This is a genomic window from Pseudoalteromonas luteoviolacea DSM 6061, from assembly GCF_001625655.1.
In the GTDB taxonomy this organism is placed as follows: Bacteria; Pseudomonadota; Gammaproteobacteria; order Enterobacterales; family Alteromonadaceae; genus Pseudoalteromonas; species Pseudoalteromonas luteoviolacea.
On sequence record NZ_AUYB01000098.1, the window covers coordinates 44,240 to 64,545 of the forward strand.

At 41.0% G+C, this 20,306-nt stretch carries 14 protein-coding genes and 1 pseudogene; 12 read left to right on the plus strand and 3 right to left on the minus strand.

The features are described 5' to 3' along the window. Window positions 1-183 precede the first annotated feature (183 nt). The 5 genes from N475_RS08965 (at window position 184) to N475_RS08980 (ending at window position 4,739) form a co-directional block, all read left to right on the plus strand. A complete protein-coding gene (locus N475_RS08965; RefSeq protein WP_063357156.1) occupies window positions 184-1,818 on the plus strand; it encodes a methyl-accepting chemotaxis protein in 1,635 nt (544 codons plus the stop codon). Between the two features lie 277 nt (window positions 1,819-2,095). Further along, window positions 2,096-2,452, plus strand: a complete 357-nt coding sequence (locus N475_RS08970) for a VOC family protein (RefSeq protein WP_063357155.1) — start codon at window positions 2,096-2,098, stop codon at window positions 2,450-2,452. Window positions 2,453-2,688: 236 nt separating this feature from the next. Beyond that, a complete protein-coding gene (locus N475_RS25430; protein ID WP_155732557.1) occupies window positions 2,689-2,865 on the plus strand; it encodes a DUF6435 family protein in 177 nt (58 codons plus the stop codon). Window positions 2,866-3,003: 138 nt separating this feature from the next. Then, complete coding sequence (locus tag N475_RS08975) at window positions 3,004-3,426, plus strand: hypothetical protein (protein ID WP_063357154.1); 423 nt, start codon at window positions 3,004-3,006, stop codon at window positions 3,424-3,426. Window positions 3,427-3,635: 209 nt separating this feature from the next. Beyond that, the gene (locus N475_RS08980) at window positions 3,636-4,739 is read left to right on the plus strand and encodes a serine hydrolase domain-containing protein (protein ID WP_063365077.1); all 1,104 of its coding nucleotides are present in this window, start codon (window positions 3,636-3,638) and stop codon (window positions 4,737-4,739) included. A 49-nt stretch (window positions 4,740-4,788) separates the two neighbouring features. On the opposite strand, the gene N475_RS08985 is transcribed toward N475_RS08980, so the two are convergent. Further along, complete coding sequence (locus tag N475_RS08985; protein ID WP_063357152.1) at window positions 4,789-5,616, minus strand: CvfB family protein; 828 nt, start codon at window positions 5,614-5,616, stop codon at window positions 4,789-4,791. Window positions 5,617-5,619: 3 nt separating this feature from the next. Further along, entirely contained in the window at window positions 5,620-6,948 is a 1,329-nt protein-coding gene (locus N475_RS08990) for a DEAD/DEAH box helicase (RefSeq protein ID WP_063365078.1), read from the minus strand. Window positions 6,949-7,213: 265 nt separating this feature from the next. Here N475_RS08990 and trhO point away from each other — a divergent pair, with 265 nt between their 5' ends. The 3 genes from trhO (at window position 7,214) to N475_RS09005 (ending at window position 10,416) form a co-directional block, all read left to right on the plus strand. Continuing rightward, a complete protein-coding gene (trhO, locus tag N475_RS08995; RefSeq protein WP_063365079.1) occupies window positions 7,214-8,200 on the plus strand; it encodes an oxygen-dependent tRNA uridine(34) hydroxylase TrhO in 987 nt (328 codons plus the stop codon). A 252-nt stretch (window positions 8,201-8,452) separates the two neighbouring features. Further along, window positions 8,453-9,559, plus strand: coding sequence for a sensor histidine kinase (locus tag N475_RS09000; RefSeq protein WP_063365080.1), 1,107 nt, complete (start codon window positions 8,453-8,455; stop codon window positions 9,557-9,559). Between the two features lie 14 nt (window positions 9,560-9,573). Next, a complete protein-coding gene (locus tag N475_RS09005; RefSeq protein ID WP_063365081.1) occupies window positions 9,574-10,416 on the plus strand; it encodes a LytR/AlgR family response regulator transcription factor in 843 nt (280 codons plus the stop codon). A 234-nt stretch (window positions 10,417-10,650) separates the two neighbouring features. On the opposite strand, the gene N475_RS25950 is transcribed toward N475_RS09005, so the two are convergent. After that, the gene (locus tag N475_RS25950; RefSeq protein ID WP_196765604.1) at window positions 10,651-10,902 is read right to left on the minus strand and encodes a hypothetical protein; all 252 of its coding nucleotides are present in this window, start codon (window positions 10,900-10,902) and stop codon (window positions 10,651-10,653) included. A gap of 1,079 nt (window positions 10,903-11,981) precedes the next feature. Between N475_RS25950 and N475_RS09010 the strand changes: the two genes are divergently transcribed. The 4 genes and pseudogenes from N475_RS09010 to N475_RS09025 form a co-directional block, all read left to right on the plus strand. Continuing rightward, entirely contained in the window at window positions 11,982-13,397 is a 1,416-nt protein-coding gene (locus N475_RS09010) for a sodium:solute symporter family transporter (protein ID WP_063357147.1), read from the plus strand. A gap of 117 nt (window positions 13,398-13,514) precedes the next feature. Then, window positions 13,515-14,588, plus strand: coding sequence for an aspartate/ornithine carbamoyltransferase family protein (locus N475_RS09015; RefSeq protein WP_063357146.1), 1,074 nt, complete (start codon window positions 13,515-13,517; stop codon window positions 14,586-14,588). Between the two features lie 17 nt (window positions 14,589-14,605). Next, window positions 14,606-16,612, plus strand: coding sequence for an asparagine synthase (glutamine-hydrolyzing) (gene asnB / locus N475_RS09020; protein ID WP_063357145.1), 2,007 nt, complete (start codon window positions 14,606-14,608; stop codon window positions 16,610-16,612). 637 nt (window positions 16,613-17,249) lie between these two features. Next, window positions 17,250-19,907, plus strand: a pseudogene (locus tag N475_RS09025) (family 16 glycosylhydrolase); the annotation flags it as partial. Window positions 19,908-20,306: the final 399 nt, after the last annotated feature.

Sequence of the window (20,306 nt, forward strand, 5' to 3'; positions counted from 1 at the left end):
ATTTCTAGCGTATTGTTTTAAACTGTGGAAAGCTTAGCGCTTATGGGCCTTCGGCATTTTGGCGAAACAATTCATATAAAAATACGAGTAATACAAAATTATATTGGATGATAAATCAACAATGCAAAAAGCTAGATATTGATTACTATAGTTGTAAGAGGGTGAGAACTAGAGTGGTCTTATATGAGCTTCAAGAGTCTGCAGGTTAAATATTCTTTTCTATTCATTGCGATATCCATATTCTTCGTAGTTGTTGTTCTAATCAATTTGTACCTTATTTCCAAAACAGAGAGCAGTTTGAATGAAGTTGGTAATAAGTTCAATCCAGCCATTTCTGCTGTTATCAACGCTGATAGAGATTTATATCAAGCACTCGCAGCAGAGCAACACTTACTGTTTGCAACCAATATAGATAAAAATTATCAGAATCTTTATGCGGATCACCAAGAGAATGCGAAGCAAGCACTCGATAGAATGAACAAATACAGAGACCTTATGTCGGACTATCCTAGTGCACTATCACCGCTTAGAGGTTTTGATAACCAATATCGTACTTGGCTAGCCGATTCTCAAAAGGTCTTTGATTTTGTAAGGCAAGGTAATATAAACGCAGCCATTTTGCAAAGTGAAGGAAGTGCGACTCAGAGCTTTAACGCGTTACGTGATTATTTTAATGTGGCTGGTGAGTCAGCGGACAGTATTAGTGAGCAAGTCAGCTCTGAATCTATTAGCGAAGTGAATAGTACTCTAATCGTTATATTAATTTTCAGCGCGATTGTCATCTGTACAATTATAGCAATCGGACTGGTTGCACCGAAAAAAATGGCAGATGCGTTAAATGACTTGGCCTATCAACTTAGGGATATGAGCCAGGGAGATGGAGACTTAACAAAGCGAATTAACTCAACTCGTGAAGACGAATTAGGGGATGTTGCCAGAGAGTTTGATAACTTTGTGGCGGGGTTGTCAGACTTAATTAGAACCATTGTCAATGAGTCGATGGCAGTTACAAACGGAGTCGAAGCACTCGAAAAAGGTTCTAAGAGCATTCATGATACTTGTTCTAATCAATTGCAGGCGATAGAAGTCATAGTAACCGCAGTTAATGAGATGTCTTATGCGATTAAAGAAGTTGCAGAAAATGCAAGTTTAACGGCACAAGATCTCTCTGATGTGAACCAACTTACTGACGAAGGCTCAAAAGTTACAAACAAAACTGTGTCCGAAATAAATCATCTTTCAGACATCATTGCTAATGCTTCTCAAACTATTTCTAAAGTATCTGAAGACTCGACCAATATTACTTCGGTATTAGACGTAATACGTGGAATAGCAGAGCAAACTAACCTACTTGCACTTAATGCCGCGATTGAAGCGGCAAGGGCGGGAGAGCAAGGAAGGGGATTTGCAGTTGTTGCTGATGAAGTTAGGACGCTTGCTAGCAAGACTCAGCAGTCAACCGAAAATATTCAAGAAATGATAGCTAACTTACAACAAGGTGTTGGCCAAGCAGTTACCTCTATAGAAAAAGGCAATGAATCGACTCAGTCTACAGTCGAATGTTCAGCGCAAACGCTCGAGTCTTTGAGTCAGATTGCAACGGCCTCTCAACGAGTGTCAGATATGGCGATGCAAACAGCGACGGCAACAGAAGAGCAGAGTAAAGTTACAGATGATATCAGTAATAATTTAACTCATATGTCAGAGGGAACACGTGAAAACTTTGACACGGCAGTTGAAAACGAGTCAGTCGCTGAGCAAGCAATGGCGAGCGCAAACAGATTAAGGCAAGCTGTGGGTGGGTTTAAACTAGATTGAAGCTAAACTGCAAAGCATCCATAATAAATTTTATCTGTAAGCCCGCTGTGATTGTTATTGGAGCCGTGAAGGCAGAGGTAAAACAAGCGCGTATTAATTAATGCTGGGTTTTGTTATCTGCTAGTGTCTTTCTAGTAGTTCAAAAACGATAAAATCTAAGTATTTTCTTTGACCAAAAATCGCTATCATGAGTTACAGATTTAGTATTTCTTTAAATAATAGACATCGGTATTATCAACCATGACTCAAAGATCATAACAAGAATAAAAGGCGTAAAATGAACCAGCATGAAAAGTTAAATTATGTAGAGTTTGCCGCGATAAATCTAGCGGCGACAAAATCATTTTTCTCAACCGTTTTTAGTTGGGAGTTTGTGGATTATGGACCAGAGTACACCGCATTCTCTAACCAAGGGTTAGATGGTGGCTTTTATCGGGCAGATATGTGTACTGTAGCGAGTAATGGCGGGGCCCTATTGGTCTTCTATAGTAACGATATAAAGGCAACACTTGCCAAAGTCGAAGAGCACGGTGGAGAGATTGTAAAACCCATTTTTGATTTCCCTGGCGGCTGCCGTTTTCATTTTAAAGAGCCAAGTGGCAACGAATTCGCAGTTTGGTCAGAAAACAGCTAGGAGACGTTACACATTTCTAATGTTATGGCTTTGCTTTGCAACGGGTTTACTATAAAGCGGGGCAAGGCATTGCTTTCATATGATGTTACGGTGTTCTAACTTACCATCAATCGGTCATCGGGATGAAATTCGGGTAAGTTGTTTTGAAAACATGCATCGCAAAATTTTTTCATACTCTAATCTTTTTTACGCCTCAATACGTTTATGTCTTTGACTAATCTTCTGAGGACAAATATATGTTTGGTATTTTTAAATCCGACCCTACCAAAAAGCTAAAAAAAGAGCATGGGATTTTGTTAGAAAAAGCAATGCATGCGCAAAGAAATGGTGACATTCGCGGGTACGCAATGTTGACTGCAGAAACTGAGTCAGTTTGGCAACGCATCGAACAAATTGAAAGTAATAATAAATAGCGCAGTGAGCTCCTAAGAGCTAAGCCTATTTATTTGCCTATTAATTACCAAATATTAAATTTAAATGAATGGGTTATGGAAAATAGTTTATCAATGTATATTATACGGGGACACAATATAAATAAAAGGACTCATAAAATGAAATATCTAGTATTGGCGTCAACGCTACTGCTTGGTGCATGTAGCTCGACTTATAATCTGGATCAAACAATGGATTTGATAGCAGCAACTGAAGAAAATGCTCCAAACGGCGTTCAAGGCACATTTCAATTTGAAATTAAGGCCGGTGACAAAATTCGAGGCGAAGTTTTTTTGAATACGCAAGAAGACTATAGAGATCGAAGGTCCATTACAATTGCGTTAACACCTGAAGTGGTCAAAGAGTTTATTCGAAAAGAGGGGTTAACCCCAAACGTATACTTTATTGGTAAAAAAGTCGAAGTAACAGGGGAAGCTAAAAGAGAGAAAATAGCCTTTTTCTCTAGAGGCAAGAAAACAAGTAAATACTACTTCCAAACACACATTACTATTGACTCGCTTGACCAGATCCAAGAGATCTAATTTTTAAGCTGTCACAACAAAATACAAGCAGTGGGCTTAAGTTACCGAGTAATTTTGACTTAAGCTCATTACTCACCTTATTTTATTTTCACACCTCTCAACTTTTGGTATCGTTTGGCTTGAATATCCATTTCTTGCTAGACAGTGACTAAATGAGTTGTTTCTGCAGTTAATCTAGCAAATTAAAAATTCTAAAAATAAGAATAACTATGAAAACACGTTTTGGCCTGCTTCAAAAACTCACTCTCTCTTTTTTTACTGTTACATGCCTTTTTACAACTTGGCTCGCCAGTGCCGACGAAGTTGACCTACTCATAAAAAAGTCAATGGCGAAGGGTAATATACCTGGCTTGCAGCTGGCCGTAGTACAAAATAACAAGATTGTTAAGGCTCAGAGTTACGGCTTTGCAAACCTACAAGATGATATCAAAGTGAAAAACGACACTGTTTTTTCGATCAACTCTATGACAAAAGCATTTACTGGCGTTGCGCTGGTTCAGTTGGTGGAAAAAGGCGTGTTAACACTAGACGATGAAATTGGTCAACACCTTCCAGAGCTACCCAAGTCGTGGCACAAGATTAAAATCAAACACCTAATGGCTCATACATCGGGTTTGCCAAAAATCTTAAGTGGTCATTATATTGATTTAATTGTAAGAGGTAACCCAAAAGCTGCTTGGGAAAAGGTACAAACGTTACCCATGGTATCTGCTGTTAATTCCCGTTTTGATTATAATCAAACAGGCTATGTTATTGTTGGCAAAATCATTGATAAATATGTTGATGGTAATTTTGTCAATTTTATAACCCAGCATCAACTGAACCCAGTTGGTATGAGCCTGACGGCGGCAGCGGGGTTTGAATATATGACTCCGGTAATTAAAAACCAAGCTAGGCAATATCTTTTCGAGGAAAGCGAAAAACGTTTCATTAATATTTATGGAAATTTTTCATATATGATGAGAACCGCTGCCGGAATGAACTCAACAGCAACAGAATTGGCTCAATACCTAATCGCATTGCAATCTAAAAAGTTGGTAAAGAACCTTGGTATGCTTTGGACTCCGGTGCAATTAGAAAGCGGCGAAATACAGGGGTTTAACAGATTAGAAAATGGCTATGCTATTGGCTGGCAAGTGTTAGACCGAGAGCGCCATTCTGCGGTGAGCGCAAGTGGCGGGAATGCCGTAACCATGATCCATTATCCACAAAGCAATGTTTCAATTGTTGTGCTAACAAACTTGGTTGGCGCACTACCAATTCAATTTGTGGATGATATTGCAGCGCATTACATTGAAGGATTTAAGCTTTAATTAGGGTTGTCGGGTGATTTGAGAAACCAGCTCTAATCACCCAATTCTATTACTTGCGAAGGGAAATAGACGTTGCTTCTATGTCAATTTTACCTTGTTTAAATAAACCACCAATGGCTTTTTTAAAGTTGGCTTTACTGGTAGAGAAGGCTTGCTTTATTTGTTGTGGGTCTGACTTGTCACCCAGTGGTAAAAAGCCATTGTTTTCTTCTAGCTTTGCAAGAATTTGCTCACCTAATCCAGAAATTTTTTCTATACCCGGTTTTTCGAGCAGCACGTCGATTTTGTCGCCTTCACGTACTTGCTTAACATAACCTTTCATACGCTGGCCAATGTACATACGCTTGAATACCGTGTTAAAAAACACCATACCAAAGTGCGTTTCATTAATAACCACTTTGTAGCCAAGATCTGTTTTAGCAGCCACGATTAAATCGACTTCTTGGTTTTTCTCGTAATTAGCAGGTGTTTTATTAACAAACTTATTTAGGTTGCTCGAAGCGCATAAACGTTTGCTGGCATTGTCTAAGTAAAGCTTTACAAGATAGCTATAGCCTTCACGCATTTTTGGCTTTTGCTCGTTGTAAGGCGCAAGTACATCTTTAGCTATGCCCAGGTCCATAAACGCGCCCACTTTATTAATCTGTTTTACACGAAGTAAGGCAAATTCACCAACTTGAGCCAATGGTGCTTTTGTCGTAGCACAAGGGTGCCCTTGGTTATCTGAATAGATAAACACTTCAACATTATCGCCTTCTTCTAAATACTCAGGCTTTTCGTCGAGTGGCAAAAATACATCACCTAGTTCTTTACCGTCTAGGTATGCGCCTTCAGCGCTGATCTCTTCAATCATTAAAAATTGCTTTGTACCTAGCATGGCTTACTCCTCAGCTGGCTTTGGTTTTCTGCGAAGTGGTGCATTACCATCTACATCAAATGGTGCTGCGATAGGTTTTTTAGGCGCTTTAGGCTTTTTAGTAAACTTACGCTTTTGTTCAGTCTTTTTACCAGTGGTTGGTTTTTTACCTTTGTAGACTGGCTTTTTAGGTTTTTCTTTAAAGCCTTTGAATTTACCTTCAAGACCTTCCACGGTATGAAAGGTGAGCTTTTCTTTTAAATACTGCGCAATTGCTTGATAGCTCTTCCAGTCTTTTGGACCAACTAAAGAAGCGGCGGTGCCTTTAAAGCCCGCGCGACCTGTACGACCGATACGGTGTACATATTCTTCCGCTTGTTTTGGTAAATCAAAGTTAATTACGTGAGTGACATTTAACAGATCAAGGCCTCTAGAAGCAACGTCTGTTGTGACTAGCACTTTATAAATACCGCGGCTAAACGCATCCATAATATCAAGACGTTTGTTCTGAGCTAAGTCACCAGCTAAACCAATGGCTTTAATGCCCATTTCGTTAAGTAAGTCACTCAAGCGTGTTGTATCTTGACGGGTTGCAGTAAAGATAATGCACTGTCCAACCTCGTCCTGTTGCACAAAATGTTTAAGTAATGCTTCTTTGTGATCAAGATGGTCTGCAAAATACAGTGCCTGCTGAATGTCTTCATGCTTTTCATTGCTGCCACTGAGTAGGATCTTTTTAGGAGATTTTAACAGCGCTTTTGCTGTAAGCTCTACTTGGGCATGTTCTAGCGTCGCAGAAAATACCATAGTTTGACGCAGGCGGTGGTCAGCTTGACTGTTGATAGCGTTTAGCTGTTTATCGAAGCCAAGGTCTAACATACGGTCGGCTTCGTCAAAAATAAGTAGCTCAAGGCCAGCTAGATGTAATGACTGTTGTTCTAAATGGTCGGTAATTCGACCTGGTGTGCCAATAACAAAATGCGGATTTTTACGTAGTGCTTTAACTTGGTCGTTAAAGTTCTCGCCGCCAAGTACTTTGGTAGCTGTCATTGAGGTACCGGCAATTAACAAGCGGCACTGCGCAAATACCTGATTGGCCAACTCGCGAGTAGGGGCAACGATGAGTACACGAGGGTCTCGTTTGCTCAGCGCTTTTTGCTTCATTACACGCTGCACAGCAGGTAACAAAAACGCTAAGGTCTTTCCTGAACCGGTTTTTGACTGTGCAAAAACATCGTGGCCTGCTAAAGCGGTAGGGATGGCATGTGCTTGAATTTCAGTAGGCTCATTAATTCCCTGATGTTGTAGTTGCTTTTCAAAGCGAAGGTCAAGGCCGAGTTCGGAAAATCTCAAAGTTACTTTCTCCAGTCATTATTCTAAAAAACGCGCCATTATAGCAAAGAGCCAGACAAAGGCACTATATAAATCTCAGTTTAAAATTGTTTTTGCTTTTGTTTTAATCACTTGGAATAAAAACTCAGCACTTGATTCTGCGTGTTTTGCATTTGTTTTATAAATCCGTAAAATACACGCCTCAGCGCCGGATTTACGATTCGGTTTGTGCCTACGCGTCGTGTTTAAGTGTAGGTTGTTTTAAAGCTTATAAAAGAGAATTATTATGACTAAACCTTATGTTGTTTGTGCAATGTATAAGTTCGTTTTGTTGCCTAACTTTGAGCAGATCCGTCAACCTTTATTGCAAGTTATGGAAGAGAACGAGGTACGTGGTACTTTGCTACTTGCGGAAGAAGGTATTAACGGTACTGTGGCGGCGAAACGCGAAGGTATCGATGCGTTACTTGCATGGTTGGACAAGCAACCTGGTTTGGACAACATTGTTTATAAAGAGTCTTTTGACGAAACATGTCCGTTCTACCGTACTAAGGTAAAGTTGAAAAAAGAGATTGTGACCATGGGTGTGCATGGTATTGACCCTAAGAAAGTGGTTGGTACTTATGTTAAGCCAGAGGATTGGAATGCACTAATCTCTGATCCAGAAGTGGTATTAGTTGATACACGTAACGATTACGAAATTGAAATCGGCACATTTAAAAATGCGGTTGACCCAAAAACTAAAACTTTCCGTGAATTCCCTGAATGGGCTGAAAAAAACCTAGACCCTAAGAAGAATAAAAAAGTAGCAATGTTCTGTACTGGCGGTATTCGCTGTGAAAAGTCTACCGCTTATATGAAAGAGCAAGGCTTTGAAGAGGTGTACCACCTTGAAGGTGGTATTCTTAAATACCTAGAAGACGTGCCAAAAGAAGAAACGATGTGGGAAGGTGAGTGCTTTGTATTTGATAACCGTGTAGCGGTTGATCATGACCTAAACAAAGGCTCTTACGAGCAGTGTCACGCGTGCCGCATGCCTATCACTGAAGAAGAAATGAAGTTAGAGCAGTACATGGAAGGGGTTTCTTGTCACCACTGCTACGACAATGTGACTGAAGAGCAAAAAGCCCGTTTTGCTGAGCGCCAGAAGCAAATGGAGCTAGCAAAAGAGCGTGGTGAAGGTCATATTGGTCATGAAGCACAAGAAGCGCTTCGTCAACGCAAAGAGCAAAAGCAAGCTCAAAAAGATGCGCAGCGTAAGCAATCAGCTTAATTTGCCCTAGCTTTTAAAAATTATTCGGTTTTAACGCCCTCGGTTATATTGGCCGAGGGCGTTTTTGTTTGTGTGGTTCAATACCTATTCCTATTTCTACCCTTACAAAGCCAAGTAAATTCAATGGATTAAAACTCAGCTTTCTTCTCAAGAAATAAATATGAGCATGCTCAAAAATGTTGTTGCTGATTTGGGGTTCTAGGAAATGTGCGCTTATACTGACGTAGGATAAGTTTATACCGTACAACAATAATGAATGCGCAGACCCAGTCAGAATTAACAATTTCACTCCAAGCTTTTTCAAAACAAAGTCATCAATTTTGGTCACTACAGATCCTTGGTTGGCTTGGTTACACTGTGGTTGTTTATATTTCTATTATTCATCCTCAGTTTGATGACAGCGACTTTAACTTAAAAGGGCAACTGTTGAATTTGTCTGTAGAGGTAAGCTGTGGCTTTGTTCTGTCATTTATACAGTGGTCGATTATAAGGCGTATTGTGCACTGGCCGCTCAAGCGTACTTTGATAACGAGCTTCGTCAGTGCTGCAGTACTAGGTTTGATGTTTAATATAATTAAATTGGCCTCATACAAAACAATTGTGTACAACCAAGTATGGTACCAAGAGCTTAATATGCTCGAATTTGGCGGCTGGTTTTTGTTTTCGGTTTCTACCATGTTTGTGTGGACAGCGATATTCTTCATTATGTTATACAACGCGCGCTTACAAAAAGAGCATGAAATGTTGCTCAGGGCCCAGACTGCGGCTAAAGATGCTCAACTGCAAATGTTGAGATACCAGTTAAATCCCCACTTTATGTTTAATACAATGAATGCCATTTCTACTTTGATTATGAAAAGTGAAAATGATTTGGCGCAGGAAATGCTGGATAAACTCTGCGATTTCTTTCGAGCTTCACTTCAGCATGACACGTCAGATGCCAGCCATCTTGGCAAAGAACTAGAGCTGCTTGATTTGTATTTGAGTATTGAGAAGGTGCGGTTTGGTGAACGCCTCAAGGTAAATTTTGAAGTTAGCGACGAGGCTAGGCCGGCCAAAATTCCACCTTTGGTTTTGCAGCCGATCGTAGAGAACGCGATTAAGTATGGCGTTGAAGCAAGAAAAAAACAAAACGTAATAGATATTCGGGTGATCAAGCAAGATGAGCATTTACGGATCTTTGTAGAAAACGAAGGCGGGGCATCAAATAGCTCTAATGAAAAAGGTTTTGGGATAGGTTTAAGCAATACCAAGGAGCGCTTAGAAACCTTTTTTAGTACGCCGTGCCAGCTGAGTGTGGAAGATGGCAATACAAAAACACGCGTCACGATTGTGATACCTTTTGTGAAAGTAAAATAAGAATTGGAAATAATATGATTACTGCGGTACTGGTTGATGATGAACCTTTAGCAATAGAGGGGTTACGGCTGCGACTTGAAAACATATCTGATATTCAGATAGTGGGAGAAGGGTTTGACGGTGACGATGCAATTCGTTTGTGTCATGAGCATCAGCCAGATGTGTTGTTTATCGACTTAAGGTTGCCCGGGCTCAGTGGGCTTGAAGTCGTTCAAGGTTTGCAGTCAGACACAATGCCATTAGTCGTGTTTGTAAGTGCATATAGTGACTATGCCATAGAAGCCTTTGAACTCAATGCGTTGGACTATTTAATGAAGCCTGTGAACCTTGGTAGGCTTAAAAAATCGGTAGACAGAATACGTCATTCGCTTGCCGACTCTAAGCATACCCAAAAAAGTGAAGAGAAAGCTAAACTCTTAAAAGCACTAGGTGAGTCTTCAGGGTTAAGTATCTCGCAGCTGCAAGAGTGGTTAGATAAAGAAAGTGCGCCATTTCCAGAAAAACCAAGACATGAATTACTGATTAAAAATCATGACAATGAGCAAGTTTTCTTATGCGTGGATGAGATTATGTGGGTTGATGCCGCTGGGGATTATATGTGTATTCATACAGATAAGGAAAACTATATTGTCAGGATCACGCTCAAACGACTCAGTGAAGAGCTTGATAATGGTACGTTTGCACGTATCCATAAATCGACCTTAGTAAATGTGAATTTTGTGAAAAGCTTTACCACACTAAAGAACAATGAATCGATGTTGGATTTAGGGGGGGATATCAGGCTCAAAGTGAGTCGGAATTATAGTGACACATTGAAGTCATTGTTGAGATCTCGGGTGGGAGATACATTTTTGTAGCCATAATGTGTACTGTTATGATTGTGAAGGGATACTGACGGCATAAATAACAAGCGGTTTTGACATAATCACACTATCAATGTTACCGAGCTTCACTAAGTTTTGCTAACCGTAACGAAGTGGTATTGATATTTATCCTTAGCCAGATATTGCGCGCGCAGCTAGCACGTATGTCGAAGTTTCTTTCAGGCTTAAGTAGCCGTGATACATTGGATTGTTCCATGTGTGGGTTAACTAAGGAGAATTCGATGACAACTTCCTTAATGGCTCTGACAGTAAGGCTCTGTGGTTAAGAACTTGCATTTGCTCACTTTTCAACGACTTTACTCCGCCTTGTTTTATCCGTTCATGATGGCGGTAACTAGTATTGTGGGAGACACTACTTAGACGGGAAGCTTCTGCCACATTTTCTAGCTTTTCAGCCTGTGCCAATACTTCACGCTCCCTGACTTCGGTTAACTGTAGTTTTCGTTCGGCGAAGTGCACATAGAACCGCTTGTTTTTATCCGTACGAATTTCAATTTTCTGGTATGCGATTACGTGCTTAAGCGGTGAGTCGGTGAAGTAGAATTCTCCCCTGAAACTAAACGTATGGTTGTTGCGGGTTTTCCGGTAGACCTTGGAGATGCAGGTTTCATCAAGATTGGTGTATCGTGATACAGGCGTATATTCGCTGTCTGATGTTCTAGATTGATTTTACAATCAGAATTTTTACGCCAGAACTGCGGGGTGAAGACGTGTTGGAAGCAGCTAGTTGCGCCCGTTATATTCAGTAATATTGTTAAGTCGTCAGGGTGTCAATCTGACTTGCAGAGTATCGAAGACACCTTCAATACGACCTTTTCCTTGAGGAAAACTGGCAAAGATGATTTCAATTCCTATCTCTTTACAGGCCTGTTGCTTCTGGTGAAAGTTGTAATTAGCACCTACGACAGAATCACATGGTAATTAAAGTACGACAAACTTGTATATATCAGGTCTTAAAGCTTTGATGAATAATTTAGACTTCACCAGACAGACTGCTAAGAACGATTAGCGGCCAATACGTTCAAATGTAAAGAGTGGCTCTGTTCTATGCACATAAATAAAACAAATTTAACACCGTGCATTTACAATTTAGAAGGTAATCGATTGATTAGTACTCAAACCGATGCTAATTTAATTAGAATACAAAGTAATAGAGTCGTTAAGCGCTATCAAATTAGTTATCTTATTTTTATGCCTGTTTTCAGCACACCTAACCAAAGCTGATGAATTAAAAGAAGGGTATGGCAGTTTTGCTATACCCCATGAAGACTGTGGCGGCCATTGTGAAATTTTTCGTCTAATAAATGCAGGGAAGGTTGTAAATTCAGGTCGAATGAGCGATCAAAGTCACCTCACTCTTTCAGGGTTACCAAACGGTAAATACACAATACAATTTTTCAATAATGAGGCTGGTAAAGGGGCTACCCTGCGTTTTACTGTGCAGCATTACCCTCTTGTCAATTCTGTAGTTTTCTTTGCTCTAGGTTTTGTATTGTTTTGTGTTCTTATAATTAGTATTCGAAGGTATAAGCGTTAGCATGACATCCACTCAAATAGATTTTCATACAACGATCGTTATATTAACCGCCTTTTCGATACTTTGGATACTGTGGGGGTGGTACCTTGGCAAAGGTTCTAAATCTCACGATGAGTTTGTTTTAGCCGGGCGCAATGTTGGCTTTGCTTTAGCGACTGCTACGGCGATGGCAACTTGGGTTACCAGCAATACCACATTAGTAGCTCCACAATTAACCTTCCAATTTGGAGTGTGGGGGATGCTTGGTTACAGTATGGCCGCTTTGGGGCTGATCTTATTCGCGCCACTGGCTAATAAAATTAAGCAGCTATTACCAACTGGGTACACTAGCGGTGACTTTATATTTACACGATATGGTAAAGCGGCTTGGATCGCCTTTCTCATTATTTCGTTATGTTATGCGCTTGGGTGGCTTATTAGTTTGGGAATGGCTGGCGGAATACTATTATCAAGTTTAAGCCCTGTTAGTTATCACACAGGCATGACAGTGATTATTTTTGTTTGTGTCGCTTATACGCTATTAGGGGGTCTTAGAGCGGTAATCGCAACGGATTTTGCGCAAACTATTATCATTATATCTGGCGTTGTATATATCGCTTATGCGTGCATTAACCAAGCTGGTTTTGAAAATGTCTACCAAGATGTTCAACAGCACCAACCAGAATTACTTAATTTGCTTTTTCCAGCTGCAATTATGTTTTTCTTTAATAATATCTTCTTTGGTATTGGTGAAATATTTCATTCAAATGTTTGGTGGTCCAGAGCATTCGCATTTAAACAAGGTGTTGGCAAAAAATCGTTCTTGGTTTCAGGCTTATTGTGGTTCCCGATACCAATTGTAACCGGATTTATTGCGCTATCAGCCTACTCACTTGGTATTTTCCCTGAATCGCCAGATATGGTCGGCCCACTAGTTGCAGCAAATGTGCTTGGAGCATCAGGGGCAATTTTGGTGTTTATTATTATTTTTTCAGCGCTTGCTTCGAGCATGGATTCCTTATTAGCTGCAACAGCAGACTTAATTTCAAATGATGTATATAAAAATACACTCATGAAGAATGCATCTAGTCAGCAGACCATGGCATTTAATAAGGCCATGATTATTTTGCTAGGTGTGATTACTTGGCTGATTTGTTTGCCCAAATTGGCAACGCTTGGCGCGTTACTTAACTTTACCGGAGCGTTTGTTGCATCAACGATTTGGCCAATTATTTATGGTTTGTATGGTAAGAGTCTATCGGGTCGTGGCGCTTTTATCGCGATGGTAATGGGTACAATTACTGGTTTGATCTGTTACTTTCAAATTGGTTTTTATACCGCTGCACTAAGTTCTTGCTTTATTTCACTTTTGGTTTGTCAGTACTTTATGCGATTTAAACCCATTATGTTTGAATGGCACAGCCAATGCGGTAAATAGTATGTATATATCCGAACAGCTTTTACTTCTCATTATCTATGGTGCTTTGGCCATGACTGCTATATCACCACTGTTGTTACTTTACTTTTTATTCAAAGATTTTAAAGGCAAATCCTTATGGTAGATTCAGAGCTTAAAGACATCGTGCAGTTTGACCGACAAAAGCCCGACGTATATGGCAACGCACATCCCAAAAGTTTGTTACGTTCAATTATGGAAGATGGTAAGCATCTAGAAAAGCTGACCAATCAGCATGTTTATTCTTCAGATCAATTCGATCGTAAAACTTTATTGCAATTATTTAGGCTGGCAGCCAAATACGAAGCGAACCCAGGTAGATTTTCTACATCGTTACAAGGGCAAATATTAATTTCAGCATTTTATGAGCCAAGTACGCGAACACGCTTGTCGTTTGAAAGTGCTTGGCATCGTTTAGGTGGAGATATTATGTCAATTACTGATCGTTCCACGACAGGCATTGCGAAGGGTGAAAGCTTAAGTGACGTAGCTGAAATGTTTAACAACTATGGTGACTGCGTTGTGCTAAGAGACTCGAATGAGGGCTCGGTAAAAGAGATGATGGACACCTTGAGGGTTCCGATCATCAATGCGGGCAATGGATTAGATGAACATCCAACACAGGCACTTGCCGACTTGTACACTATTTTCAAGTGGCGGCCAGAGTTGATCGAAGAGCACCCTAAAGATCCCATTGATATTTGTATCATTGGTATGCCTTCAAAAATGAGAACGGTTAGAAGTCTTTTAAAATTAATTGCCAAATTTCCTAAGGCTTTTTCTAAAGTCACCATAATTGCCAACGAAGAAGAAAGTAGTGTGTTTAATCGAGACCAGCAAGAGCAGCTTGTAAAGGCAGGATTAAACATTGCGGTTACTAGTGCATTTGCTGAGACTATACAGTTTGCAGACGTTGTTTATATCAATGCTATTGCTTGGGAGGGAGATACATTTAAGGAATACGGTACAAAATATAAACTTTCTAACCAATCTGCTTTAAAGCCAGATGCTATTATTTTACATCCTCTAGCACGTGGCGAGGAGTTGTGTACTTCACTCGACGTTACACCCCACAATTGGTATTTTGCCCAGGCGCGTGGCGCCGTTTTCTTAAGACAAGCACTTTTAACGTGTCTCGTTCGTCGTGCCGAACGTGTTCTTGATATTATTTAATTTTATAGAGGCCTTTTATGTGCGGTATCGCAGGTGTTTTTACATCTTCTCAAAGTCACCCCATTGATTCACAAATTTTAGTAAATATGGCTGCAATTCAACACCATCGCGGCCCCGATAACTATGGTTATTGTAATCCAGCCAATCTAGGTATTGGTATGAGTCACTCTCGCCTTTCAATTATTGACTTAAATGAAGAGAGGGGTCGACAACCGTTTTTTCTCAAGGGGACTGTAATCTTTTCGCATAACGGAGAGTTTTATGACTATCAACGTATTCGAGCAGATTTAATGGCACAGGGACTGAATTTTTCTTCAAAAAGTGACTCTGAAATTGTTCCATGGTTATTCAAAAAAGAAGGCATAGATAAAGCATTGGAACAACTACGGGGAGAGTTTGCTTTTTCTCTTTATGATGAACAAGAAGATGCGCTTTATTTAGTCAGAGATCGTTTTGGTATTAAGCCTTTATATTGGGCGAATACAGGAGAAGAGATTGTTTTTGGCTCAGAAGTCAAAGTCGTGCTTGCACATCCAAAGGTTAAAGCCGAAATTGATACTCAAGGACTTTTCCATCAATTAATACAGGTTATGGTGCCTGGTACTACTGCCTTCAAAGGTATTTCTCAGGTTGAGCCAGGTCATATGCTCAAAATCACTAGAGATAATGGCGAGTTTTTAATCGAAACCACCAAGTATTGGGATATAAATTTTCCAGAGCTTGGGATGCGTCTACAACATTCAGATGACTATTATATTTCCGGTGTTAGAAAGCATTTATTAGAAGCGGTTCAGTTAAGGTTAAATGCTGACGTACCTGTTGGCTGCTATCTATCTGGTGGTATCGACTCTTGTTCAATATTAGGTCTAGCCTCTGCGGCGTCCCAAGAACCGCTTAAAGCGTTTACGATTGCATTTGATAATAAAGATTATGACGAGACACCGATCGCTACGGAAATGGCGGAATCCGTTGGTGCGGACCAAGAAATACTCGAGTTAAATGCAGAACTGTTATACGACAATTTCGAGCGCACCATTTGGCATACCGAGCGTACTATTTATAACACGCTAGCAGTTGCTAAACTGATGATGTCTCAGCAAGTACGACATGTTAACTATAAAGTGGTACTAACTGGTGAAGGCTCTGACGAACTGTTTGCAGGCTATCCTGCCTTTAGAAAGGATATGTTTTTGCATGGTATGGATGGCTTGACCAGCGAACAAGCGAAAGCTTGGCAAAAAGCGCTGGAAGAAAGCAATAAATTATTCAAAGGGGCGATGCTGCCAAAGGACGAGTATTCCTCTGAACAAATTAACGATAAAGTTGGCTTTACTCCCAGCTGTTTACAACCTTGGTTAGGTTGTACTGATACAGCAAAACAATTGGTGCACTATTCGAGGAGGGAAGAGTTAAGCGGATATGAGCCAGGTAAAGCTATTGCCAAAAAACTTGACGAAAAGTATCTATCGGGTCGTCACCCACTTGATAAGGCCCAGTATGTTTGGATAAAAACAATGTTGGAAGGTCAAATTTTGACTTGGGGTGGTGATAGGGTCGATATGGCTAACTCAATGGAAGCTAGGCCAGCGTTTTTAGACCATAAACTAGCTGAATTTGCGACATTAATCCCACCAGAAATGAGAATCAAAGGTACAAGGGAAAAGCATGTATTAAGGGAAGCAGTTAAAGGCGTTATCCCTGAAACTCTATACAATCGTGAAAAATTTGCTTTTATGGCTCCTCCAGCACACACAGATAACAAAAAGTGGGAAAAGTTAAAATCTCTCTTAGATAGGTTTGCTTCTCCTGTACAACTTGAAGAAGCAAAGCTAATTGATCCGGGGTTTTTGGAAGTCTTAGTTAAACGTCAAGAAAGCGATACTACTAGTGATGCAGAAAAAATACAAAACGATGCATTATTAAATCATGTGCTAGGTGTGATGATATTGCATCATCATTTTGTTGCTCAAGATATTAGTCAAAAAGCTTATAATAAAGCCCACGCACTTGGTTGGACGATATAGGTTATGTCATCCACGAGTTTGACAATGCTTGGATGTGACTTAATCTAGATAATCAATATTAAATTCATGCTGTTGCAAACATAAAAGAGGTGGTTGAGTTTTTACCTCCATCAACTCTTTCTGACTTTAATTACTCGTATTAGGGAGAATCAACGTAAGGGGCGACTTTATTAAGGTGCTAACTTTAATCCAATTCGTATTGTAATTATTGAGTCGCATGAGACAAAACCTGGTGTATGTGTCTTTTTCTTCAATGGGGTTATTTGCATTGCAGAAAAAGACAATGAATATGTGACTGATTCAAGTTTTGATGCTGGAACTTGTTAGGTTGACAATTGCATGGCGGCAATTGTTCACATTTATGCCTCATATTTCATCGTGTAATTGTTTCGTCTTGTCGTACGAGGTGCAGCTGCACCAGCATTGACGCAAAATTGCACCGCGATAGCGCATTTTAATTGTCACAATATTATCTTTCTATCAATATTTTAACTGCCAAATTTACATTTTTAATTTGCATTTAAAATAAATGCATTTGGCCAAATGACAACGATAAATGTGCCAAGGTTCACAGTGTGATGTTTTCTAGAGAAGAAACTATCACGTATGCACTGTGAGCAAATGTGGAAGTGATGAAATGAAACCAACAGTAAACCAAGTGTTTGGCGTTTGCCTGCTGAGTGCGACACTGCAAGGGTGTGGCGGGGGCGCTGAAACGAACACTGATACCAGCCAAATATCACCAGAAGTTCCCGTATCTGATTGGCAACTCGTATGGAGTGATGAGTTCGAAACAGACACCATTGATGCCAACAAATGGCTGCATGAAGTCAATTGTGACGGCGGCGGCAACAATGAGCAACAGTGTTACACTGCCAGCAATGAGAATTCCTATATTGAAAATGGCATTCTCCATATTGTTGCTTTGCCCGCTGCTGAGGGAGAGAAAAAGCCCTTTACGTCAGCTAGGCTAAGCTCTAAAAACAAAGCAGATTTCAAGTATGGACGTTTTGAAGTACGTGCAAAATTGCCATCTGGCCAAGGAAGTTGGCCAGCATTTTGGCTTTTACCCACGGATGAGGTATACGGGGGATGGCCAAAGTCTGGTGAAATCGACGTTGTTGAGTCGGTAAATCTCAAAGCAAAACGAGATGATGGCACTTTAGAGCGCCATGTATATGGCACTTTGCACTATGGCAAAGATTGGCCTGACAATGAATCCAGCGGCAAAGAATATCTATTGCCTAATGACATGAACCCAGCAGACGATTTTCATACTTATGCAATAGAGTGGCAAGAAGGAGAAATTCGTTGGTATGTTGATGGCTTCCTTTATCAGACCCAAAGGCGCTCACAGGTACTTTACGACAGCGATGATATTGCCCGTGGCTTAATTTTTCGCGGATGGTTTACTGAGTACTTTGGACAAGACTCAGGAGAATTAGAGACACATTGGGATAATGCGCCGTATGACCAAGCATTCCATATGTTGCTCAATCTTGCGGTTGGGGGAGATTGGCCTGAAAGTGTCAATGAGTTAGGCGTCGATGCCTCTGCTTTTGCCAATGGGCAGCATTTTGAAATCGATTACGTGCGTGTGTATCAATGCCAAATTAACCCAGAAACGGGCAAAGGTTGTGACACAGTGCGCGGAGGGTTTGATAGTTTAGAGGATGCATTAGTCGAGGGCAAAGCGCCCACGCCAATCCCTCCTTCTTCCGGTATCGCCCAGAATCTAGATATATTTGCCGGTACACCCAATCCGAACTGGCCAGCTTGGGACTGCTGTGGCGGGTCAACACCAGCCTTAGTCGATGATGCTGAAAAAGGCACTGTCTATGAGTTTGTGGTTGGTCAAAGCCCAACAGTGAACGGGTTTATTTCTCGTGAAGAGTTTATTACCGACGAGGCTGGCACCGCATCACCTTTTGATGCCAGCCCACTACTCAATAATGGTACGCTGAGTTTTGATATGAAAGTGGTCAGTTTGCCCAGCGCAGCTGATACACCATGGCTTCTCAAAGTTGAAAGTGTGGATGCATCGTCAGAAGTAGAAGTGGCATTGACCACCAGCATTGAAGGTAAAGCGCCTGCTTTGGGAGAGTGGCAAACGTATACATTTCCGTTGCAAGCTCTGGCTAATGGTGGTTTGAGCCTCAGTGCTATTGATGCTGTGATGATTTTTCCAACTTGGGGCAGTGGTGAAGGCGCTGTATATCAAGTAACCAATATGCGTATTGCAGGCGACAATGTGTCGGTACCTCAGTCTTTTGTCATCTTTGACGACTCTGTGAATCCAGCGTGGCCATTATGGGATTGCTGCGGCGGTACAACACCACAAATCGTTGAAGACGATGCAGAGCATGGCAATGTCGCAGAGTTTTCAGTGGGTAGCGAGCCGACAGTATTAGGGTTTATCTCGCGTGCAGAAAATATCGTTGCAGAAGGTGTTGAGCCAATGCCATTTGATGCGTCGTCGATGTTTGCTGATGGTATGTTTCAGTTTGAGATGAAAGTGCTCAATGCCCCAGCCAACTCAGAGTCTGTTTGGAAGCTAAAAATAGAAAGCAATAATGCTGAGACAGAGGCAGAGCTGGATCTCAACAACAGTATAGAGGGACTAGCGCCTGTAACTGGGCAGTGGCAAACCTATACATTTAAGCTCTCTGATCTAGCTAGTGCTGGGTTAGATGTGAGTGCGATTGATGTGGTGATGATCTTCCCAGCATGGGGGACGGGTGAAGGTGCATTATATCGTGTCGATAATTTAAAGTTTTATCAACCAACAGACGCGCCAACATTTGAAGGGCATGTGTTGTTTCAAGATGATGTGCTTACACAGTGGTCGTTATGGGACTGCTGCGGAGGAACTACTCCAACTATTGTTAACGACGACGCGCAACATGGCATGACGGCGGAATATACCATCGGTGGCGAACCGACAGTGGTTGGTTTATTTGCAGATGATGGAGTTTATCTCGACAGCAGCGCATTTTTGCAATCGGGTGTCATTCAATTCGAAATGAAAGTGGTCAATGCGCCGAATAACGCAGAATCTGTTTGGAAATTCAAGATTGAATCAATGGATGCGACGACAGAGGTCGAGCTGGACTTAACGGCAAGTCTAGAAAGACAAGCCCCAGTTGTTGGTCAGTGGCAAACGTACACGTTTACTTTGCAAAGTCTTGTCGCTGCTGGATTAGACGTGACTAAGATTGACGTTGTGATGGTATTTCCAGCGTGGGGTACCGGAGAAGGTGCAGTATTTAGACTAGATAATGTGCTTATTTACAATCAAAGTTCAGTACCTCAGCCAGAGTCCTTAACCCTGTTCAAAGATGGACAAAACAGCAGTTGGCCAATGTGGGATTGTTGTGGTGGTTCGACTCCATCAGAGCAGCAGGACGATGCTGATCACGGTGTAACTGCGCAATTTTCAATAGGCGCAGAACCCACGGTAATGGGGTTCTTAGCAAACGATGGTGCTCACTTTGATGCCAGTGATTTAGTTGCCAGCGGTGTTATACGTTTTGATATGAAAGTGGTCAATGCTCCTAATGATACGAGTAGTACTTGGAAATTCAAAATTGAATCGCTTGATGCTGAAACAGATGTTGAACTCGACTTAAATGCAAGCATCGAAGCGCAAACACCTGTGGTTGGGCAGTGGCAAACGTATACCTACTCTCTACAG